A 23063-nucleotide genomic window follows, 5' to 3' on the forward strand; every position below is an offset into this window, starting at 1 on the left:
TTTACCTTTAAAATTGGCTTTTATAGTTGTTAGAAGTTCTGTATTTTTGTACTCTAGGCTGTTGTTCGTTTTTAAAGGCATTACGTGAGAAATAATTCTTTAATATACTGAATATCAGCCTTTTTTACAAATAATTCCTCCCTTTATTTATCTTAAAATCAACTAATTAATATTTTTGTCGTGTACTAAGTACAATTTTATATATTTCTGGACTACTGACTATTTTATGTGTGATGATTCGTCTCTATGCAGAATATATTTGGTTTGAAGAAGAAAGAAGATGTCTTTTAATTTGTGATCGTCTGCATGATTTAAAATTAAAACTTCTCTGTAACAAAATAAATATGAATATAACTGCTGATGAGGTACAGGAAAATATTACTACACAAAACAAAGAGCTTAAGAGAAGTTTTACATCTGATGAGTTAATGGGTTTTTTAAATCAACTTCAAAAGATTCTAAAAGAAAACGATAAGTTAATTTCTGAGAAGAAGAATAAGAAGGAACAGAAAAAAGGAAAGTCTAAGAAGAAGAAATAACTATAATAAAGCAGTGTCTATCATGGATACTGTTTTTTTTTTAAGATGTTAATTCATATTATGATAAGATGTTTTAAAAGGAGGAAATTAGCTTTGTTTTTAATAATAAGCTATGTTATATTATTTAATCGTTTAATAGTAATTATTCTTATTGGAAGTAATAAGAAGTGGGATCTGAAAAAGAAGATATTATTGATAATATCATTTCTATTACTATGTGCCGTACTGTTTTTTATTGCGATTATTTGGGGTTTTGATATAGAGAGAGCCACTAAATGTAGAAGAAGTTATTGATATAGATGATAATGTAGAAGGATTGATATCAGAGGAAGAAGATGGTCATATGTCAGAGGGAGTGATGTCTATAAATAAAAATATAGGGTCAAGGATATATGGTGATTTTAATGGTGATGGAAAAAAGGAGTATACTTATCGCAAACTAGTTAAAGAAAGAAGCTGTTTTTTATTAGATATATTTAGAATAGAGGATTCTTATAGTTTGCATATAGCGTCTTTTGATTTGAAGGAGCATTGCAGATAGTTTTGATTTTGGTGTTTAGTTTTAATAAATATTATTTATAATATAAATTATATTGCATTATTCTTTGTATATTCGGGTTGAAAAAAGAAAAAGAAAAGTTGTAAATGGCAAAGAAGAAGAAAACCCTGCCCAAGGACTTTCAAGAATTAGTAGATGCTAAGGATATGAAAGCGTTAAAGAAAGTATTTGACACTTGTGAGATAGATGCACGCGGTGGTTATAGTAAGCATACTGCCTTGAGTTTTTATAACGTAAAGGATGAGTTTGTCCGTTGGATGGTGGAGAATGGAGCTGATCTGGAAGCTGTAGATACATATAAGCGAACAGCGCTACATGAACACGCTAGTAGACGCAATGGAAGTATAGCGGTTTTCTTAGAATTAGGGGCTAATATACAAGCTGTGGATACGTATGGGACTACGCCATTACACTTTGCGGCAGGATATGGAGTGAATAAAGACGCTGTAAAGAGATTGATAGAAGTAGGGGCTAATATTCATGCTCTAGACTCTTATAAAGAAACACCTTTAAAATGTGCATTGAGACGTGCTAGCAATATTGACTTACCTGCTTTAGTAGAAATCGCTAAGCTACTTTTACCATTTACAAAAGAGATTACGTTAGGATTAAAAGATGATGTTACTCGTATAGGAGAACGCTTTGAATTTCATAGAGAGAATTTTAATAAAGAGTTTATAGAAGAAAGCGATAAAGCTTTGACTGCTTTATATGAACTATTCGATGTCACGCCTGTCAAAAGACGTATTATGCACGATGGAGTATCTAAAATAGAAGTAGAAGGTACTACTTGGGAAGAGCAGTTTGAGGAACTGTGGGATTACTTAATTCCTTCTAAAGGTAAGGCTAAGACTGTACAAGGAGAAGTAGTGCGTATAGCAGGGAAGGTTCGCGATGAAATTTATAGAAATGGAGGAGGCAATTGGGATGCTGATTTTAAAAAGATGTTGGATGCTTTCTTAGTGTATATATCTTCTTCGAATGCATTGTCTCAAAAGGAATTAGCTGATATCACAGCATTGGTAAAGGAAATTCGCAGAAGTGGAGATGGTGAAACGAGAGAACTTAATTATCTATGTGAAGCGGCAAATAATTGGGTGCTTAAGAATAGTAATCCAATAAAGTTAGGTGAAGTGAAGTATAAGAGATAATCTTTAATGATAATTGATATGAAGTATTTGTATTTATTACTGTTTTCTAGTTGTATTCTATCTGCTCAAGAGTTTAAGGAAGTAGAAGTGATGAGATATTATTATGAAAGCAAGGTCTTAACAGATAAATCTCTAGGTAAAATTAAGGATGGGACAGCTGTTGTAGATGTACTAGAGGATCAATCTCGATTTATGGATTATGCATTTTATGAGAGAGATAGATGGCGACTAACCAAATCAGAGAATACTTCTAAAGAAGAGATTGTGCAAAAAGTAGTGTCTTATGTACCTGTTTTTAATTGGTTTGTCATGACAGATAAGGATACCAATACCTTTTATGATAAGATAGGGCGATTACATAACTACTATAAAGAAGATAGAAATGAAATCAAGTGGGATATCAAAGCAAGTAAGCTAAAGTGGTATGATTATGACGTACAAGAGGCAACTGCTACCTATGGCGGAAGGGAGTGGACAGTATGGTTTACACAAGGTATTGCAGGACAAGTAGGACCTTATAAGTTCAATAATTTACCAGGATTCGTAGTAAAGGCTTGGGATACCGAAGGACAGTACTCTTTTGAATTTTTAAATAGTCAAAAGATTAAAGTGATTTGGGATGTGAATGAAATAGGGACTTATACAGAATCTTCTAAAGAGAAGACAAAGAAGGCCATGCGTATCAATGCTAATAAAACCTTTTTAAGTGATTTAGATGGAATTGGTATAACTATAGGTGAAAAAGGGCAAGAGAGTTTAAATGTAAAGAAGGCAAATTATATAAATCCTATAGAACGCGATTATTAGGTATAAAGACTGATATAATTCTTTATTTTAATTAGAATTGGTTAAATCTTCTTATTTTTGTATGCTTTAAAAAGCAACAACACAACATAATGAAGAATTTTCTTGAGCGCTACTTTCAGTTGAGTAGCAATGGTACCACTATTAAACGAGAGTTTATAGCAGGTATCATCACGTTTCTGACCATGTCTTATATCTTGGTCGTGAATCCTAATATCTTAGCAGATGCTGGGATGGATAGAGAAGCGTTATTTACCACAACTGCCTTAGCTACAATCGTAGCAACCTTGTTAATGGGATTTTATGCAAAGTTACCAATAGCGCAGGCACCAGGAATGGGTCTGAATAGCTTCTTTGCTTATTCAGTAGTTTTGACCTTGGGATATACTTGGCAGTTCGCTTTAACGGCTGTATTTATAGAAGGGATTATCTTCTTGTTATTGACGTTTTTTAATGTACGAGAACTTATTGTTAGAAGTATACCGAAAGTTTTAAAAGAAGCAATACCAGCGGGTATTGGGTTATTCATTACCCTTATAGGACTGAAGAGTGCTGGTGTAGTTGTATCAGATCCTAATACTTTAGTGAGATTAGGAGATTTTGGTCAGCATACTGTATGGATGACTTTTATCGGGCTTATTGTGACAGGTATTTTATTAATCCGAAATGTGAATGGAGCTATTCTATTTGGTATTTTGAGTGCTACTATTTTTGGATTGATATTAGGGGATGTAGCATTGCCGACTAGTATTGTCGCGTTGCCACCTTCTATAGAGCCTATCTTTGGAGAGGCAATTAAACCTATGTTTACAGCAGAGGGATGGAATCAGATATTGTCTATTGATATGGTGGTAGTGGTGTTTACATTCTTATTCGTAAATCTATTCGATACCGTAGGGACGTTAATAGGAGTTATTTCTAAGACGAATTTGGCAGATAAGAATGGTAACTTTCCACAGATGAAAAAAGCCTTATTTACAGATGCTATGGGAACTACAGTAGGATCTATCTTAGGAACGAGTTCTGTTACTTCTTATGTAGAGAGTGCATCAGGAGTAGCTTCTGGTGGGCGTACAGGATTAACAGCCGTAAGTGTAGCAGTTATGTTTGCATTAGCTTTATTCTTAGGGCCTATCTTTTTGATTATTCCAGCTGCTGCAACAGCTCCAGCTTTAATCATAGTGGGGTTATTTATGATTTCGTCTGTGACTAGAATCAACTTTGAGAAGCTATCAGACGGATTGCCTGCGTTCTTAACGATTGTTTTTATGCCTTTTACTTACAGTATTGCTGAAGGGATTGTATTTGGTATGTTGAGTTATACCATACTAAAAATAGGAGCAAAAGAGTACAAGGATATTACGCCAACAGTCTATGTGTTATCGGTACTTTTCTTAGTAAAGATTGTGTTGGATGTAGTAACGAAGTAAATTTAAGTTATATGTCACGGATTATAAGTCTGTGGTAAGAAGACAAAGATTACGCAAAGTCGGGAGACTTTACGTAGTGAGTAAATATCACGGATTGTTAAATCTGTGACAACAGCGACTTTTACCTAGCGAGGTTATCAGTATACGTCCAATGTGGGATGTAAATACATGAAAAAAATAATAGATTAATAAATGAATATAGAAATATTACATATAAATGCTCAATCTGCAGAAGGAAAGCCAACTGTTTTTAATCCTGTGGTAGTGGGGTTTGCTGATGGAACTTCTTATTTAATAGATTGTGGTTTTACTTATAATTTTCAAGAGTTTAAACAAGAGTTAATGCATCTAGGATTAATGATTGCTGATTTGAATGGGATTATTATTTCTCATGATGATATTGATCATTTAGAAGGGATACATTTATTTAAAGAGGAATATGTTTCTTTAGAGATCATCAGTAGCGCTCTGGAGGCTGACTCTGTTTCTGGTAAGGTAGAGTCTGAACGTCTTATACAAGTTAAAGAGAGCCTTACTCATATCCCTGAGGAGATGAAAGGATGGGTAAATGACTTCATTAAACAACTTGAGGGTATCAAACGTTTTGAGATTACTCAAACTTTAGAGGATGGACAGTTCTTTAAAGATACTTTACAAGTGATAGCAACACCAGGTCATACAAAGGGGCATATCTCATTCTTTGATACAGAGAGTCAGACATTAATAGCAGCGGATGCTATAGTGGTAGAGGATGGAGAGTTTAATATTGCCAATCCTCAGTTTACTTTAGATATGGAGGCTGCTTTAGCTTCTGTAGAGAAGATAAAAGCTTTAAAACCTAGTCGTGTAATTTGTTATCACGGAGGTGTGGTGGAAGAAGGTATCGAGGAGAAATTAGAGAGATTGATTCAGCGATATAATTAAAGTTTTATGTTGTCACGGATTAGAAATCCGCGCCAACTGTAGGGGGGTATTACAATACGCCTATATAAAGTATAGCACACATAGTTTGTTATTCTGACGTAAGGAAGAATCACATCCTTTAAAGCTGGGAGACCTTGTGCAGTGAGGGATGTTTGTCACAGATTACAAACCTATATCAACGGTTTGAGTATATACTTACACCAATAAAAAAATGCTACTTAAATCTAGTTTAAGTAGCATTTTTTTATGTGTAACTCTATATCTCGTTTTCTATAAAAATGTAATAAACACATTTAAGATTAATGCATTGAGAATATCAATAAAGAATGCTCCTACCATAGGGATAATTAGGAATGCTTTAGGTGATGATCCAAAACGACTTGTCACAGCTTGAATATTAGCCACAGCTGTTGCAGTAGCTCCTAAACCAAATCCACAGTGTCCAGCACTTAGAACGATAGCATCATAATCTTTGCCCATGGCTCTATAGGTAATAAAGTAAGCAAAGAATAACATCATTGTAACTTGTATTAATAGAATTAGTAGGATAGGTAATGCTAAGTCTGTTACAGTCCATATTTTTAAAGACATTAAGGCACAAGCTAAGAAAATAGATAGTCCGACATTTCCTAAAATTTCTATTGATTCATCATGCATTTTTACTTTAAAAAGATGAGGTAATACATTTCTAATTACGACTCCGATGAATAAACACCATACAAATGTAGGTAGTTTAAAAGCGTATTGGGTATTCCACTCAGCTAGATATTGTCCTACAACTAAACAGATTGAAAGAAAAGTAATTGTAAGCATAATGCTTTTATAGTTTACTTTTTTATCGGTTACTACAGAAGGAACAGAGATTTCATGAGTCTCATCGTTTTGTTGTATTTGTTCAGGAGATAGTTCTTTAAAGTTGTTTTTGCGCAATAGTTTGTATGCTAATGGTCCACCAATTGTACCTCCTAAGATTAGTCCAAAAGTAGCACATGCCATACCGATATCTTTAGCTCCTATAAGTGGGTTTGCACTAGCCATAAAGGTATCTGCCCATCCACCTGCTGTTCCATGCCCACCAGTTAATGAAATAGATCCAGCGATTAATCCAAATCGAGGGTCTAGTTCTAATAAGTAAGCTAAGGTCACTCCTAAGAAGTTCTGACAGATAATAAATACTGCTGCTATAACTAGGAATATGATTAATCCTTTTCCACCTTTAATAAGTGTTCTAAAATCAGCATTAAGACCGATAGAGGAAAAGAAGATAAACATCATTCCTTGTTGGATATTTTCGTCAATCGTAAATTCTTTGCCAGTAACGGAATAGGCAATCCAAGAAAACATAGCAACAATAAAACCACCTACAACAGGTTCGGGGATATTAAATTTTTGAAAAAAGTTTACTTTTTGAACTACGAAGTGTCCTAATAATAACACGAAGCAGGCAAGCATTAACGTTTCATAAATTCCAAAATCCATATAAGTTTGTTCTATTTAAGGTGAAAAAATAATGATCTAAAAGGTAGACCTTCGTTCGCAAATATAAATAAACTAGGATGTAGTAACCTAAAAAACTTGTTTTTATTCTTATCTAAATAATGTTTTTTATTCTTAAGTTGTTTGTTTTGTAGTGGTTACTGTGTTCGGGAGTGGTCATAAATAAGAAGTAGAAAGAAATTCTAAAAACTTTTTTGAGATACGTAGATTATAACTATTTTTGCGCATGCAACACAATGTACTTATTTTAGATTTTGGATCGCAATACACACAGTTGATTGCGAGAAGGGTTCGCGAGTTAAATATATTCTGCGAAATCTTACCTTATAATGATATGCCTAAGGATTTGACAGAATATAAAGCTGTTATTTTATCAGGTAGTCCTTATTCAGTTCGCTCAGAAGAAGCGTTACACCCAGATTTGTCGAATATCAAAGGAAAAATGCCTCTATTAGCAGTATGCTACGGTGCTCAGTACTTAGCTCATTTCTTTGGAGGAGAAGTAGCACCATCTGATACACGTGAGTATGGTAGAGCAAATTTAGACTTTATAGCAGAGGATGATTTCTTTAAGGATATTCCTCATAATAGTCAAGTTTGGATGAGTCACAGTGATACTATTAAACAATTACCTACTAATGGAGTATTGTTAGCTAGTACTAAAGACGTAAAGAATGCAGCTTATAAAGTAGAAGGAGAACAAACTTATGCTATTCAGTTTCACCCAGAGGTTTACCATTCTACAGATGGAGCACAACTGTTGAAAAACTTCTTAGTTGATGTCGCTGGTGTTAGTCAAGATTTTACTCCAAATGCTTTTGTTGAAGAGACAATAACAGATTTAAGAAATAAGATCGGATCAGAGAAAGTTGTTTTAGCTTTATCAGGAGGAGTAGATTCTACAGTAGCTGCTGTGTTATTACACAAAGCAATTGGAGAGAACTTACACTGTATCTTCGTAAATAATGGATTATTACGTAAAAACGAGTTCCAAAATGTATTAAACCAATACAATGGAATGGGACTAAACGTAAAAGGAGTAGATGCTACAGATCGTTTTATGGAAGCTCTTGCAGGTCTAGAAGATCCAGAGCAAAAACGTAAAGCTATCGGTAAGTCTTTTATCGATGTATTTGATGATGAATCTAAATTAATCAAAGATGCTACTTTCTTAGGTCAAGGTACTATATATCCTGACGTAATTGAGTCTATCTCTGTAAAAGGGCCATCAGCTACTATTAAATCACACCATAACGTAGGAGGATTACCTGACTTTATGAAATTAAAAGTAGTAGAGCCTTTACGTATGTTATTTAAAGATGAGGTACGCAGAGTTGGAGCTTCTTTAGGAATAGATCCTGAGTTATTAGGAAGACACCCTTTCCCAGGACCAGGTCTTGCTATTAGAATCTTAGGAGATATCACTCAAGAAAAAGTAAGATTATTACAAGAAGTAGATGCTATCTTTATAGAAGGACTTAGAGAACATGGTCTTTATAACTCAGTATGGCAAGCAGGAGCAATCCTTCTACCAGTAAACAGTGTTGGTGTAATGGGGGATGAGCGTACTTACGAAAAAGTGGTTGCACTAAGAGCAGTTGCTTCTACAGATGGTATGACTGCAGACTGGGTACACTTACCTTATGAGTTCTTAATGGAGATTTCTAATAAAATAATTAACCGCGTAAAAGGTGTAAACAGAGTGGTTTACGATATTAGTTCAAAACCGCCTGCAACAATTGAGTGGGAATAATTTAAATAATTCAATAAGTCGCTGTAACTTTGTTATAGCGACTTATCGTTTTTTATAAATTGTATTGCTAATGAAAAAGAAGATATTTATAGCCTTAACGGCATTTGTTTTTACATCGTCTGTTCTAGCTCAGTCGGGCTCATTTATTCAGTATAGAGTGAATAAAGGGGATACTGTAAGTAAGATCTCTAGAGATTATGATATACCTGTAAGTGAAATACTAAAGTATAATCCTGATGCAAAGAATGGGATCAATGAGAATAGTTTTTTATTAATTCCTACAAAGGATTTTATAACTAAAGAAAAAAATAAAGGATCTAATCCTCTATTAAAAAACGCTGAGAAGACAAAGAATACTTCTGCTTCTAAAGGAACGCATACTGTGCAACCTAAGGAAACAATGTATAGTATTAGCAAAAAATATAATGTGTCTATCAATGATCTACACGCATGGAATCCTTCTTTAAAAGAAACAGGTTTACTAGCTGATAGTGAAATTATTGTTGCTCCCAATACTAAGAAATCACCTTCTATGGATGTGACTAAGTATGAGCAAGAAAAACCAAAGAAGATACCAGCTACATTGCCATCGTCTACAGCAGATACTATTAAAGATATTAATAATATCTATTATAGAAATATAAATGTAGAACCTAAAGCAACACTTTATAGTCTAGCTGTAACGTACAATACTTCTGTACAGAGACTACTAGAACTGAATCCAGAGCTAAAAGATGGTCTTAAAAGTGGGCAAACGATAAAAGTACCAGCTTATGGCTTTCAAGCAAAGGCTAAAGTGGTAGAGGTAACTCCTAAAACTGCTGAGACAAAGTTTGTTCGCTTAGTAATAGAGCCACAACAAACGCTGTATAGTATTAGCCGTAAATATGATGTGCCTATTAAGGAGATTATTAAACTTAACCCAGATCTTCAACAAGGATTAAAGAGTGGTATGGAGTTAATATTACCTTATAAAGAAGGCCTAGATATTGTTGTAGAAGAAAATATACCTAAAGAAGAAAATGAAGGATACTTAACACCTGATACAACAGGAGGTTATGTTGATTTGAGTAATTCTATTAGTCGATTAGATCATAAGGAGTTGGCGTTATTGTTGCCTTTTAATATTGATAAGTTAGGAGATAATGTAGATGCTAAGTTGAGTTCTGATGGGTTTTTAAATATGACTTTGGATTTTTACTCAGGAGCTAAGATGGCTGTGGAGTATGCAGAGAGTCTTAATCTACCTTTAACAGTAAATGTCTATGATTCTAGTGAAAGTAAGAATAGTAGTGGTGTGAAGAGTTTATTTAACTCTAAAGACTTTAGTAATACAGATGTTATTATTGGGCCATTTTATCAGAGTAATGTAGATGCTGCTGTAAAAGCATTACCTAATGACAAAGTAATATTAGTATCTCCATTGTCAAATGAGAAAGCTACTGCGTCTAATAGACTTGTACAGACTATGCCTTATAGCAATGTACTTAAGAATCAGTTATTAGAGTACTTTAAGAAATCAGGTGCTAAGATTACCGTGATTGTAGATGATAAGAAACAATCAACGAAGCAGTTTATGAATCAGTACTTTCCGGAGATAAAAATGATTAGTACTAGTCAAATCGAAGAGATAGATAAAACATTAGTAAAAGACAAGAAAAATGTCTTTGTACTAGATTCTAATAGTATAGCATCAGCATTATTATTCACCGATAAGTTAAAGAATAGAACAAAGGATTATGATATTCAGATTGCTTCTTTTGACAAGTCAGATGTATTTGATTACAGTGAGATTAGAATAGAGACCTTGGTTGATTTAAAATATACTTTCCCTTCAGTGACAAGAGATTCTCAAGAGTCTCGATCTGAATCATTATTTGGTCAAGAATATAAAAACAGATATAATGTCTATCCTAACCGCTTTGCAACAAGAGGATTTGACGTGACATTAGATGTGATTTTTAGAATGTTCCAAAAAGATGGATTTATGCAGACTACTAATAAGAAATCTCAAGAAATAGAGAACAGATTTAGCTATAGTCGTAATCCAGAAGGAACACTTAGAAATAGTGGAGTATACTTACTACAGTATGATACAGACTTAAATGTAAAGGTGCTTAACTAATGATAGATAATGAAAAATACTTAGTAGAACTCGCTCATACTAAAATGCCTTATGGTAAATATGAGGGAAGATACTTGATTGATTTACCAGAGCACTATATCGTTTGGTATCATAATAAAGGCTTCCCAAAGGGTAAACTAGGAGAACAATTAGGTCTAATCTATGAATTAAAATTAAATGGATTAGAGCCTTTAATACGAAATATTAGAAATAACTTTAAATAATCATTGATTATTAAATAGAGAAAAGGCAAGTTGTGAATAGCGGCTTGCTTTTTTTTATAAATGTATACTAGGTAAAATTATAAAGTTCAAGTCTTTGTCAAAAACTTATGAAAATTATTAAAATAATGTTATTATTAGTTTTTTAGCATTAGAAGTAAAAGTTCTATAATTAGAGTAACTCATATTGTCAAATCAATAAAAATACGGCTTTAAATTTCCTATTGTCTTAAAATATAACGTGGATTAGGGGGATTTTAGAAAACTGAAATTTTTATCAATGCGAATTAATTATTGTAAATTTGCATTGTAAAAATCGAGTGATTATGATGAATATTCCTACTTCAAAACGCCCACGTGTTGTTATTATTGGTGGAGGTTTTGGGGGTTTAGCACTTGCTAAAAAACTAAAGAACAAAAATTTTCAAGTTGTGCTTTTAGATAAGCATAATTATCATACGTTTCAACCACTGTTGTATCAAGTAGCAACGGGAGGATTGGAGTCAGGATCTATTGCATATCCTATTCGTAAAGTTGTACAAAATTACGAAGAGATATATTTCAGATTAGCTAATGTACAACGTATAGATACAGAAAATAAAAAGGTAGTTGCTGATATTGGTACGATTTTTTATGATTATGTTGTAATTGCTACAGGATCTAAAACTAATTTCTTTGGTAATGAAAATATTACTAAGAATAGTATGGCCATGAAGACTATCCCTGAGTCATTAGATATCCGTAGTTTAGTTTTAGAGAACTTTGAAGAAGCTTTACAGACTACAGATGATCAAGAACAAAAGGCATTAATGAACTTTGTGATCGTTGGTGCGGGACCTACTGGGGTTGAACTTGCTGGTGCTTTAGCAGAAATGAAGAAGCATGTATTGCCTAAGGATTACCCAGACTTAGATTTTAATAAGATGGAAATCAACGTAATTCAAGGAGCTAATAAGGTTCTTGATGCAATGAGCGAGAAATCATCTACTAAAGCTCAAGAATTCTTAGAGAACCTAGGTGTGAAAGTATACTTAGGTGAAATAGTAACAGATTATAAAGATAAAAAAGTATATACAAAATCAGGTAAAGAGTTCACAGCAGAAACTGTGATTTGGACAGCAGGAGTAATGGGAGCTACTGTAGATGGTTTTGATGCAACTGTTATTCAAAGAGGAAATAGAATCAAAGTAAACGAATACAATCAAGTAGAAGGCTTTACAGATATCTTTGCTATTGGTGATGTCGCTACTATGATGACAGATAAAACTCCTATGGGACACCCTATGATGGCCCAGCCTGCTATACAGCAAGGAGAATTATTAGCGAATAATTTGATTAGATTAAGAGATGGACAACCTTTAAAATCATTCGTTTATAATGATAAAGGATCTATGGCAACTATTGGACGTAATAAAGCAGTAGTGGACTTACCTAAGTTCCAGTTTAGCGGTTTCTTTGCGTGGTTTGTATGGATGTTTGTTCACTTGATGTCTCTAATCGGATTTAGAAACAAATTAGTTGTATTCTGGAACTGGATGTATAACTATATGATGTTTGACAGACAAGCTCGTTTAATCATTCGTCCATTCAAAAACAAAGAGGATGAAAGAGAATAAAATCTTATAGAATAGGATTTTTTAAATCATAATTTATCAGAAGGTCTACAAACTTATTATAAGATTGTAGGCCTTCTTTTTGATTATTAAGTTTTAAGAAACCATTGTAAAATACTTTGAAGAAAGAATCTGTGATATTCTTATACTCACTCCAGAATATAATATTCTCGTTTAGGTTATCTTTCACTCCAGGATGTATTGTTTCAAACAAAGCTTTGACTTCTACTGATTCTTTGTTATTGATATTGGATACACAGTATCTAAGGGCATAGATAATAGCTGCATATTGATAAGCAGTATCTTTTTGATTATATGCCGCCATAAAGCCTATAAAGTTAGCGTCACTTTCTTTTGCAAACCCTAACTGATGTGACATTTCATGAGATGCTGTGACAATCATGGTAAGGGTAGGTATTTTATTGTTTACCTGCGCCTCTAATGTAAAAGGATTGATATATCCAGAGAATCCCATATAAGTTAAAGCAAGGCTAAATAAAGACTCTTTGATTGCTAATGAGTTAGTGTTATCTATTTGATGCAAGAAGGTTATTTGTTCAATTCCTTTTTTTGAATCAACTAATATTGTATTGATGTCTTGTTTTAACTTTACAGCTATAGTACTGTCATTTGTAATAACTAGTTGTAATAAATTAGCTCTTTGTATTAATTTGGTTGTTAAATTTATTAATTTCTCCTGATCATAGCCACGTTCTATTCCTAATTGGCTTTCTAGAGTTGGCCTAAAGTTGTTTAATCCCCAGCCGATATTAAATAGAATATAGAATATAACAATACATTTAAAGGATAATGCAGTACAAACCATTGTGATTTTCTTCCATCCTTTCTGTGTTTTAAAAACTTGGTAAAATTTATAGATAAGAAATAATCCTATAATCATATACAATACATCTCCTACAGAAAAAGGGAATAGACTCGTAATCGTATTGAAAACTTTACATAAATAGAAATAAAAACCATTCGTATAAAAGGCTTCAATAGCATCAGGAAAACGTGTAATAATATTAAAAGTAAGAATAGAACAAACAAATAATATCAACCAATATCTTAATTTCATAAAAGTGTGCTAAATTTCATTTAATTAATTTAGAATAGATAAAAATAAATATATTTGTATCAAATTCTAAAACTATGAGTAAAGTTAAGAAAGGTGAGAGAACTATTTTCGTTTGTGACGGAAAAAAATGCTGTAGATATAATGAAGAGACTAAAAGTTGTTTTAAAGCTTTATTAGAAGAGAGTGGGCTTTCTAACGATTACTCTGTGTGTAAGATGAAATGCCAAGGGATGTGTAAGAGTGCTCCTGTGGTGTATATCTCTTCTCATGACAAGTACAAGAAAGAAGTAGGTGCAAAGAAAGCAAAGAAGATCTTTCAAGAATATATAATCGCTTAGATCTAGACACTATTGCTATTTATTTTATTACCGTAATATAAATCGTGTCTGATCCAAACAAGAACAAGGCTACTTAGTATACTAAGTAGCCTTGTTTTTTACATGATTGATAGTAAATTGAATTTAAAATGTCTATGTTTGAAGCCAACTAATTAATTTATATTTATGAAGCGTGTTTTATTTACCCTTGTGATTTGTTTAATGACTATTACTTCTTTTGCACAGAAGACTATAGATAATCCTAAGAAATTCTTAGCGTCTCTCGCTACTCACTGTGGAAAAGCGTATACAGGTCAAATCGTGTCTCCTAATGTACCTGCTGATTTCAAAGATAAAGAGTTATTGATGAAGGTAATCTCTTGTAAAGAGGAAGAAGTGAAAATCTCATTCTTTGTAGGGGAAGATTTATCTCGTACTTGGGTATTTACACTAGAGAATGGACTAGTAAAGTTAAAACACGATCATAGACATCAAGATGGAACACCAGATGATATCACGATGTATGGAGGTACTGCTACTAATACAGGCTTTGCCGATATGCAATTCTTTCCATCAGATCAAGAGACAGTAGATATGATGAGTACGATAGCAGGGAATGTATGGTGGGTGACGATTAAAGATAATAAATATACTTATAATCTAAAGAGAGTAGATAGTACAGGTTATTTCAGTGCTTCTTTTGATTTGTCTAACGAGGTGAAAACAGATAAAATGCCTTGGTGATATCACTGTGAATATCTTCTTTATTAATATCTGATTTTTGTTACTCAATTTTCTATCTTGCAGGCTTAATAAGGCTTTGAGGAAATCAAAGTAACAAGATAAGCATAGATGAAAATAAATAGAATAGCAAAAAGAGGATTATTTGAATATCAAAAAGACCGCAACGAAGAAGGATTAATGCTGTATGACTTTCTAGAAGAGCGAGTTATTCGTTTTGTGGATTATAAAGAGTGGCGTATTAATGCTATTTCTCAAGATGGGAATTACATTGCTATAAATAAGATATCAGAGACGACTAGAGCGTTTAAAACAGATTTTGCTATTCTACGTGTGGATACACAAGAACAAGTGTTTTTTACGAATACTTATTTTGTATATGATGCAGAGTTTAGTTTAGACTCAGATAAAGTACTAATCGTTGCTCATAATAAAAAACCTTTTTGTTTAGACTTAGCTACCAAAGAGATTATAGCAGAGATGCCTAAAAATATCCGTACTTATCAAGGGAGTTTTGATAAAGAGAAGAATAAATTCATTGCTCCTTCAGAGACTTTTAAGGATACACTTTATCTATTTGACTTTGCCTCAGGCGAAACAGAGAAGATAAAAACTAGTCTAAAAGAAAAGATAGGTAAGGTAGAGTATACTAATGATAGTCAGCATTTAATTGCGTTGACACAAAGTAGTATTGTCTATTGTCTTGATTTATCATATAAGGTGATTTGGTCTGTTGATTTTAATACGTTATTAGGATCACCTGTACGTATTAATTCATCAAGTATGTTATTGTCAGAAGATAATCAATATCTAATGTTAGAAGCATCCTCTACTGAGACCAATAATTGGGGAGCAGAGTTTGTTCTAGAAGTAAATACAGGAAAATTAGTAAATACTATAGAAGGATATCAATATAGAGGTAGAATACAAGATGCACTCTTCGATAATAAGGTATTATTATATACTTACCATACCTTAGATATGCTGACAGGAGAGGTTAAGGAGTTAGAATTAAAGAGATAAAATAAAAAAAGCCTCATTAGACATTCGTCTTTTGAGGCTTTTTTTTTCATAGCAATTTAATTTATTTTCAATTGTAGGGCAATATATATTCAATTTAGGATAAATCTTTATTACCAACTTATGTTTCGAACAAAGAAAATAAAGCTTTTTTATTTTTAAAAGCAGTGCAAATGTATGTGTATCTCATAAAATATATAATCTTATAGATGCGGTATTAACATAAAGTATACCTTTAGCATACAGGTGAAGCTCAGTATAATAGCTTTTTTAAAATTACCTAAGACATCTTTTTGGCTATAAATGTCTTATTTTTAAATAGATACTTTGTTTAAATCAATGTGATTGTATAAAACGTGTATTGCATTGTGTTTTTTATAAATGTTAAAATTTATCATTATGTTAAGAGTTACTTGTGCCATAATTGAGTCTAATCAGAAGGTTTTGATAGCTCAGCGAAATCAAAATATGCTATTGCCTTATAAATGGGAGTTTCCAGGAGGAAAGGTAGAGAAAGGGGAGCAAGACGAAATGTGTATTGTGAGAGAGATAAAAGAAGAGCTCAGTCTAAATATTGTAGTACAATCTAGGCTAACACCTGTAACTCATCACTACGATACATTTTCTTTAGAATTATTTCCCTTTATTTGTTATACAGATTCACAAGAGTTTGAAGTGAAAGAGCACGCTCAAGTTTTGTGGGTAGAAGCTCAGGATTTATTAAACTATGATTGGGCAGAAGCGGATATCCCTATTGTGAAAGAGTATTTAGCAATAAAGTAAGTTTACAGAGGATTTAACTTAAACTCTTTATTATTTTTTAATATGATTTCTATAAAGGTATATAATGTAATCAAGTTAAAAAGTTGGTTCTTACTATCTTCATTAGAAAGTGTTTTGAAGATGAGTTTTGTTCTAAACTGAATAGGACGTTAGATAAGAGTATATTGATTAAACTATCATTAAGGATATGTCGAAAATTGCAATTACATTAAACGAAAAAGAAATAGATAGTAAGTCATTGTTCAAAATAAAAAGCCTTACTATGGTATCCTTAAGTGAAATAAAACATAAAGTAGAAAGACAGGAGCCTATATTCACGGGGATATTATTTTATAATGACCACGAGGATACCTCTATTTTATTAAAGAAAATCACTAATTTACTTGATGAAAGTAATTTATCTTATTCAATATATGAATTAGATGAAGAAGCCACAGAATTAAATATAAACCAAAAAATCACCAAGGATATATTATTTAGAATTCTAGATAGTTAAAACGAAGAAATGTAAAGACAATAAGAAGATATGTTACTTACTATAAAATATACATAAGTTTTTAAAGTTAGTTCCTTCTATCTCAATCTTAGTATAAGAACTCCAACTTTATATTCTTTACAACCGCTGAGATTACTTAACCTAATAAGCTAATTTATAAAAATTAGTAAAATACCAAAATCTCTAAATAGAAATAGGTAATATTGTAGTGTGACGATATCTAATAGGTACATTAAATAGAGAAGGATAAAGATATTTGTCATCAAAAGGAGGGAGGTACTTCTTTTTGAATATTTAAAAATATGTGTGAATATGGCTTTATTTATAACCCTTGATAATGTTTATAGTCTATATGATCTTGATGCGGCAAGGAAGATAGATGGTATCGTTGTTTTTCATCAACACAGTAAGGCAAATCAAAACTATAAGAAACATAGCCGTCTGTTTGAAGGACTACTATTAGGTGTTGTATTAAAAGGGGTAATGAAAACTCAAATTCACTTTTCTGAATATGAGGTTAACAAAGGGGATATAGCAGTTGTTCCTCCGCAGGTGATGATCGAAACAAAGTCTTTAAGTGAAGATGCAGAAATAGTAACTATTGGTCTTTCATTAGATTTTATTTCAACTTTTCCCATATTAAGAGAGTTTGTAATGAATGACCAGATTCGTTGGCAGCCAATTATAAGATTGGATCCCAAAGAGCTTCTTTTACAACAGGAGTTAATCAGGATTATTGAGAAAGTATACAATAAGGAGCAAAGTTCTAATAAAATAGAAATGCTCAAACATCTTGTTATGGCATTGATTAATTTGATTATCGAAAAGTATCAAGATGTGCCTAATACTAAAAAACAAACGAAGAATCGAACACACGAAATCATCGATAACTTTTACTCTTTGGTATCTAAATATGCTCACAAGCAACGCAATGTACAGTTTTATGCAGATAAACTACATTTAAGTACGCAGTACCTCTCGTCGTTTCTGAAACAAAATACGGGAAGATCTACTTTGCAATGGATTGATCATGTACTCATATTACACGCTAAAACATTACTTAAATCATCAAGTCTATCAATAAAAGAGATTAGTAATGAGCTAGAGTTCACAGACACTAGTGTGTTTTGTAGATACTTTAAGCGCAATACAGGAATGTCTCCTAAATTATACCGAGAGGAAGAGTAATCATCAAGAAGGCTTAGAAATAGTACTTAAAACCTCTTAAATCGTCAATACCCTGTTTTGTCACTCTGTTTACTTTTACTACATGAAAAAAACAGATAAAAAAGCAGCAGTAGGGTTTATATTTATTACCCTATTGCTAGATATAACAGGATGGGGTATTATAATTCCTGTCATTCCAAAACTGATTGGTGAGCTTATTCAAGGCGATATTAGCGAAGCTGCTAAGTATGGTGGATGGCTTGGTTTTGCCTATGCATTTACACAGTTTGTGTTTTCACCCTTAGTAGGTAATCTTAGTGATAAGTATGGTAGACGACCTATTGTACTGATTTCTCTTTTTGGTTTTTCGATAGATTATATTTTATTAGCTCTTGCACCTTCTATAGGTTGGTTATTTATAGGACGTATTATAGCAGGACTGACAGGAGCTAGTATTTCTACAGCAAGTGCTTATATTGCTGATATATCTACTGATAAGAACAGAACAAAGAACTTTGGGGTTATAGGAGCTGCTTTTGGTCTAGGGTTTATAATAGGACCTGTATTGGGAGGTTTATTAGGACATTATGGAGCGCGAGTACCTTTTTATGTAGCTGCTGTATTATGTCTTCTGAATTTTATTTACGGGTATTTTAAGCTTCCTGAGAGCCTAGATAAGAGTAAGAGAAGGTCATTTGAGTGGAAACGTGCTAATCCGATAGGTTCTTTTCAGTTTTTATTTAAACATCCTAAAATATCCAATCTAGTATTCGCTTTAGTGTTTGTCTATATCGGACTACATGCAGTTCAGAGTAATTGGCATTTCTTTACGATGTATAAGTTTAGTTGGACAGAAAAGCTAGTGGGTATCTCATTAGGGATATTAGGATTGTTAATTGGGGTGGTACAAGGAATATTGATAAGATGGAGTGCACCTAAATTAGGAGAGCAAAAAAGTATCTATTTAGGACTTTTATTTTATGCATTAGGACTTTTATTGTTTGCTTTTGCAAATCAAGGGTGGATGATGTTAGTCTTTTTAATACCGTATTCTTTAGGGGGGATCTGCGGTCCTTCTCTTCAGTCTTTAATTAGTAAAAGTATCCCCTCTGATCAACAAGGTGAATTACAAGGAGCCTTAACAAGTTTAGTGAGTGTTACTTCTATAATAGGGCCACCTGTTATGACTAACTTATTCTATTATTTTACTCATGAGAGTGCACCTTTTGAGTTTTCGGGAGCTCCATTTTTATTAGCGTCGCTATTGATGTTTATCAGCGCAGTGTTTATCTATTATAGCTTTAAAAAATATAAAAGCTAAGTGTTTATGGGGATGGAATTACTATCAAAAGGATATTGCATAGTATAAGTACTTTATAGTGTCTTTTTGATATTGAAAGATTAGAATAATGAAGAAACACTTGGTTATGTTAGTATTAATTTCTTATTTATTGCTGTTATTTTTACAAATGTCGCAGAAAGCTCTCCTTGTTTTTAGCATATTGTAATCGTTATTTTTGTTCAGAGTACATAATTTTATATTCAATTTAAAAACATAGAATATGCCTTGGAATCCAATAGTATACAACAAGTTTAAAGAAACAGACAGCTTTATTAGTAGAGAAGTTTAAATATGCTATATTTACAGGGATTGACTCCTCTTTAGAAATGCTTGAGAAAGCCCATCTATTAGAGTCAGATAGATTAGTATTTAAACATCAGACGATAGAGGAATTTACCTCAGCTGATGAGTCTTGGGACTTGATTTTTAGTAATGCTGCTTTACAGTGGTCAGATCATCATGAAGAGTTATTTCCTCATCTTATTTCTTAGGTGAATGAAGTAGGATAGTTTGTTATACAAATGCCTTGTCAGGCTGAAAACATACTAAAGCTATATGATTTAGCAGATCAACAGCACTATAAAGCGCAATTAAAAGGATGGAACAGAAGACTTCCTGTTTTAACTCTAGATCAGTATGCACAGATTATGTTTGATGGAGGATTAAGTGAGCTTCATATTTCTCAACGTGTTTATCCTATTATAGCAGAGGATCACGATACTTTATATGAATTTATCGCTGGTTCAGCCTTGATTCCGTACCTAGAAAGATTAGATAAAGAAGAGAAAGCCTCATTTATCAAAGCGTTTAAAGAAAAAATAGCTGCTGCATTTCAACAGTTACCAGCTTTATATGCATTTAAGCGAATATTTCTCTATGGTATAAAAAAGTAGAGTAAAACAACAAAGCCTAATTACGCATTTCTCGTAATTAGGCTTTGTTATTAAGTGATATGGTATAAACTAAACTATTTTCTTCATTGGGTACATCTGCTAGATTTCAGTCTTTCTAAAATTAGATTTGTAGTTTTTATCTATTTTATTTCGAATAATTAAGACAATTTAATAATAAGCAGCCCAAGTAATACACTGACTACTAGAATACCACTTAAGATAAGTACTCCTTGTCCTATATGCTTCATATATCTTTTTCCATCGAAGGTAAAGTATTGAGGATGAATACTAAACTCTTTAAATACAGACGGGTCTATTCTTAAATCAGGTCTAAAGCGAACAATACCTTCTATGAATTTTGCTCTTAACGCTCTTGCATTTTTGATTTGATAAACGCTCCCCACATCTGCACCATCAAATACAACTTCAGTTTGAGCGCCGTCTATTCCTACAGCTAGCCTCCATGTCTTATTTACAGGTACTAAGTATACGTCATAGTACTTTGAACGGTAAGAGTGTCCTAATTGATTATAAAGAATTTCGGCTGTATTTCCATCTTTTTTAGAAAAGTGGATACCTTGATCATCTACTTTGATATTTTTTATGGCTACAGCCATTTTACTTTTTATATAACGATAAAAGCGATACAATACGATAGCCCATATAGGGTAGTAGAATAGACCTATAATGACCAATGTCTTGATCTGCGTTGATACCAATAAAGGCAACAAAGCCAGTAAGATAAATAAGCACACTAGCAGCGCACCTCCACAAATATTGAAGATCCAAGTAAGTAGTACATTATCCTTAGAGTATAGTGGTAAAAAATCTTTTTGACAATTCTTTTGCATTCGTCGAATATACAAAAAAAGCATAAAAGGAGACTTTTTGAAGTGCTTTTTGTTGAATAATTTAAGTGGTCAGTAGTAATAACCATTGGAGTTTTTCGTTTAGTATGTCTTTGGAAATGTATAAAGTTAGAGGAGAGTATAATAATATTCCAGTTAAAATCGAGAATACAAACTTTTATTTCAACATTAAAAACAACCTGTTTTTTGACAAGAAAAAGAACACTGTTTTAACCTTAACTTACGGTTATGACAATGGCTTCGAGGATATATTCGGTAAAGTGAATGCTCAACACTCTCTTAACCTTGATTTAGGAAGATCGTTTAATGATTTTTACGTAAGTATTGGAGCGTATGATTTATTGAAGCCAGATACTAATATGAGGTTTAGTAACTCTGCCTATAGCTTTAATAAAAAGCAAGAATATTTTAAGAGCTATTTTATAAGTATGAGATATACATTAGGTAATAAGAGAATAAAGAATGTAATTTCAAAACAACAAAATGAACGATTAAATTAATAGTATAAGGAAGTCTAGATATAGATTAATTTATATTGAGACTTGAGATAATATGATATTTATACGAAAGAAGCTGCTTCAATAGATCTATTGAAGCAGCTTCTTTATATATTCACTTTCCTACACGAAATAAAATAGAGGTATCCTTATGTATAGTATATTAGTCTTAAATTAAAATATTTTCATATCACCATCTTTGATCCACTGTTTCTTTTTCATGATATAGTAGATTAGGTATGACAAAATCATAGGTAATATAATCTGTAAACCTAGTATAGCCAATATAATATAGGAAGTAGAGTAGGCTTCTTTCATCGCATTAAAGGTTCCTATCTGACCGACTAACCCACAGCTTCCCATACCTGATTCTAATGCCGTATTTTGCATGTCAAAGAACAAAATAGCTATTGGACCTAAAATAGCAGAGGCTAAGGTTGGTGGAATCCATATCTTCCAATTCTTATAAATATTAGGGACTTGTAACATACTAGTACCGATACCCTGTGCTAGTACGCCCTTTATACCATTATCTTTATAACTGATGGTAGCAAAACCTATCATTTGAGCACAACAACCTATGGTCGCTGCACCTGCTGCCAACCCATCTAGTTGTAACATGAGACATAAAGCAGCTGAAGAGATTGGTAAGGTTAGAACCATACCCACTACCACAGCGATAACCATACCCATGATTAGAGGATTAGCCTCTGTAGAAAATATAATAACCTGTCCAATCCATTGCATCAACTGATTAACACTAGGGCCAATCCATTGTGCTAAAGCTACTCCTACTAAAACTGTGACTATTGGAGTAATCACTATATCTATCCTTGTTTCACCTGCTATGGCTTTTCCGATTTCTACAGCAATAATAGTTGCGATAAACACACCTAATGGACCACCTAATTGATACGCTGCTACACCTACCACTGCAGATGAGAATAACACTAGCTGTGGCGCTCTTAAACTATAGGCAACGGCTAATGCGATTACAGGGCCTGTCGCCTGATTCGCAAATGGCCAAACGACCTCCTTTAAAAACGAAATATCAAATTCTTCTCCTATCGTCTTTAGAATAGTTCCTACTAGTAGAGTAGCGAATAACCCATAGGCCATAGCTCCCATAGCATCGATAAAGTATCGCTTGCTTGAAATCTGTATGTCTTTTCTTTGAAGAAATTGTTTCATTAAGTATTTAATTTAATAAAGCACCTATTATAAGGTACTATAATCGATGCGAA

At 32.8% G+C, this 23063-nt stretch carries 22 protein-coding genes and 1 pseudogene; 19 read left to right on the forward strand and 4 right to left on the reverse strand.

Going from position 1 to position 23063, the window contains the following annotated elements; all coding sequences use genetic code 11:
* Positions 1-344: 344 nt before the first annotated feature.
* The 6 genes from HX049_RS12140 to HX049_RS12165 all read left to right on the forward strand — a co-directional run bounded on the left by HX049_RS12140 (position 345) and on the right by HX049_RS12165 (position 5407).
* Positions 345-539, forward strand: a complete 195-nt coding sequence (locus HX049_RS12140; protein WP_286416090.1) for a hypothetical protein — start codon at positions 345-347, stop codon at positions 537-539.
* Between the two features lie 316 nt (positions 540-855).
* Positions 856-1080, forward strand: a complete 225-nt coding sequence (locus HX049_RS12145; RefSeq protein WP_286416092.1) for a hypothetical protein — start codon at positions 856-858, stop codon at positions 1078-1080.
* A gap of 104 nt (positions 1081-1184) precedes the next feature.
* Entirely contained in the window at positions 1185-2249 is a 1065-nt protein-coding gene (locus HX049_RS12150) for an ankyrin repeat domain-containing protein (protein WP_286416093.1), read from the forward strand.
* A gap of 18 nt (positions 2250-2267) precedes the next feature.
* A complete protein-coding gene (locus HX049_RS12155) occupies positions 2268-3056 on the forward strand; it encodes a GLPGLI family protein (protein ID WP_286416095.1) in 789 nt (262 codons plus the stop codon).
* Positions 3057-3145: 89 nt separating this feature from the next.
* Complete coding sequence (locus HX049_RS12160; RefSeq protein WP_286416097.1) at positions 3146-4483, forward strand: NCS2 family permease; 1338 nt, start codon at positions 3146-3148, stop codon at positions 4481-4483.
* Between the two features lie 192 nt (positions 4484-4675).
* A complete protein-coding gene (locus tag HX049_RS12165) occupies positions 4676-5407 on the forward strand; it encodes an MBL fold metallo-hydrolase (RefSeq protein ID WP_286416099.1) in 732 nt (243 codons plus the stop codon).
* A 270-nt stretch (positions 5408-5677) separates the two neighbouring features.
* Here the strand turns inward: HX049_RS12165 and gltS are convergent, their stop codons facing one another.
* The gene (gene gltS / locus HX049_RS12170) at positions 5678-6886 is read right to left on the reverse strand and encodes a sodium/glutamate symporter (RefSeq protein ID WP_286416101.1); all 1209 of its coding nucleotides are present in this window, start codon (positions 6884-6886) and stop codon (positions 5678-5680) included.
* 244 nt (positions 6887-7130) lie between these two features.
* Here gltS and guaA point away from each other — a divergent pair, with 244 nt between their 5' ends.
* From guaA to HX049_RS12190, 4 genes are all read left to right on the forward strand, one after another.
* Positions 7131-8657, forward strand: coding sequence for a glutamine-hydrolyzing GMP synthase (gene guaA, locus HX049_RS12175; RefSeq protein WP_286416103.1), 1527 nt, complete (start codon positions 7131-7133; stop codon positions 8655-8657).
* 70 nt (positions 8658-8727) lie between these two features.
* Complete coding sequence (locus HX049_RS12180; protein WP_286416105.1) at positions 8728-10782, forward strand: LysM peptidoglycan-binding domain-containing protein; 2055 nt, start codon at positions 8728-8730, stop codon at positions 10780-10782.
* Positions 10782-11006: a DUF3820 family protein gene (locus HX049_RS12185; RefSeq protein WP_006259000.1), complete on the forward strand. Its 225-nt coding sequence runs from the start codon at positions 10782-10784 to the stop codon at positions 11004-11006. Before HX049_RS12180 ends, HX049_RS12185 begins: the two co-directional genes overlap by 1 nt.
* A 323-nt stretch (positions 11007-11329) precedes the next feature.
* Positions 11330-12619, forward strand: a complete 1290-nt coding sequence (locus tag HX049_RS12190) for an NAD(P)/FAD-dependent oxidoreductase (protein ID WP_286416107.1) — start codon at positions 11330-11332, stop codon at positions 12617-12619.
* Positions 12620-12623: 4 nt separating this feature from the next.
* On the opposite strand, the gene HX049_RS12195 is transcribed toward HX049_RS12190, so the two are convergent.
* Positions 12624-13694, reverse strand: a complete 1071-nt coding sequence (locus HX049_RS12195; RefSeq protein WP_286416109.1) for a DUF3810 domain-containing protein — start codon at positions 13692-13694, stop codon at positions 12624-12626.
* 74 nt (positions 13695-13768) lie between these two features.
* Between HX049_RS12195 and HX049_RS12200 the strand changes: the two genes are divergently transcribed.
* The 8 genes and pseudogenes from HX049_RS12200 (at position 13769) to HX049_RS12235 (ending at position 20453) form a co-directional block, all read left to right on the forward strand.
* Complete coding sequence (locus HX049_RS12200) at positions 13769-14032, forward strand: (2Fe-2S) ferredoxin domain-containing protein (protein ID WP_041892020.1); 264 nt, start codon at positions 13769-13771, stop codon at positions 14030-14032.
* A 165-nt stretch (positions 14033-14197) separates the two neighbouring features.
* Positions 14198-14755 carry a hypothetical protein gene (locus HX049_RS12205; RefSeq protein ID WP_286416112.1) on the forward strand — a complete coding sequence of 186 codons (558 nt, stop codon included), beginning with the start codon at positions 14198-14200 and terminating at the stop codon, positions 14753-14755.
* A gap of 108 nt (positions 14756-14863) precedes the next feature.
* A complete protein-coding gene (locus tag HX049_RS12210) occupies positions 14864-15775 on the forward strand; it encodes a hypothetical protein (protein ID WP_286416114.1) in 912 nt (303 codons plus the stop codon).
* Positions 15776-16171: 396 nt separating this feature from the next.
* Positions 16172-16555, forward strand: coding sequence for a (deoxy)nucleoside triphosphate pyrophosphohydrolase (locus HX049_RS12215; RefSeq protein WP_286416117.1), 384 nt, complete (start codon positions 16172-16174; stop codon positions 16553-16555).
* A 187-nt stretch (positions 16556-16742) separates the two neighbouring features.
* Positions 16743-17051 (forward strand): hypothetical protein, encoded by a 309-nt coding sequence (locus HX049_RS12220; protein ID WP_286416119.1) that lies wholly within the window; start codon positions 16743-16745, stop codon positions 17049-17051.
* A 312-nt stretch (positions 17052-17363) separates the two neighbouring features.
* Positions 17364-18239 carry a helix-turn-helix domain-containing protein gene (locus HX049_RS12225; protein ID WP_286416121.1) on the forward strand — a complete coding sequence of 292 codons (876 nt, stop codon included), beginning with the start codon at positions 17364-17366 and terminating at the stop codon, positions 18237-18239.
* Positions 18240-18321: 82 nt separating this feature from the next.
* A complete protein-coding gene (locus HX049_RS12230; protein ID WP_286416123.1) occupies positions 18322-19539 on the forward strand; it encodes a TCR/Tet family MFS transporter in 1218 nt (405 codons plus the stop codon).
* Between the two features lie 241 nt (positions 19540-19780).
* Positions 19781-20453 (forward strand): annotated as a pseudogene (locus tag HX049_RS12235) (methyltransferase domain-containing protein).
* A 158-nt stretch (positions 20454-20611) separates the two neighbouring features.
* On the opposite strand, the gene HX049_RS12240 reads toward HX049_RS12235, so the two are convergent.
* Positions 20612-21328, reverse strand: coding sequence for a hypothetical protein (locus HX049_RS12240; protein ID WP_286416125.1), 717 nt, complete (start codon positions 21326-21328; stop codon positions 20612-20614).
* Between the two features lie 92 nt (positions 21329-21420).
* Here HX049_RS12240 and HX049_RS12245 point away from each other — a divergent pair, with 92 nt between their 5' ends.
* Positions 21421-21822: a hypothetical protein gene (locus HX049_RS12245; protein ID WP_286416127.1), complete on the forward strand. Its 402-nt coding sequence runs from the start codon at positions 21421-21423 to the stop codon at positions 21820-21822.
* Positions 21823-21993: 171 nt separating this feature from the next.
* Here the strand turns inward: HX049_RS12245 and HX049_RS12250 are convergent, their stop codons facing one another.
* Entirely contained in the window at positions 21994-23010 is a 1017-nt protein-coding gene (locus HX049_RS12250) for a PTS transporter subunit IIC (protein WP_286416129.1), read from the reverse strand.
* Positions 23011-23063 lie beyond the last annotated feature (53 nt).

This window comes from Myroides odoratimimus (genome assembly GCF_030326305.1).
In the GTDB taxonomy this organism is placed as follows: domain Bacteria; phylum Bacteroidota; class Bacteroidia; order Flavobacteriales; family Flavobacteriaceae; genus Flavobacterium; species Flavobacterium odoratimimum_A.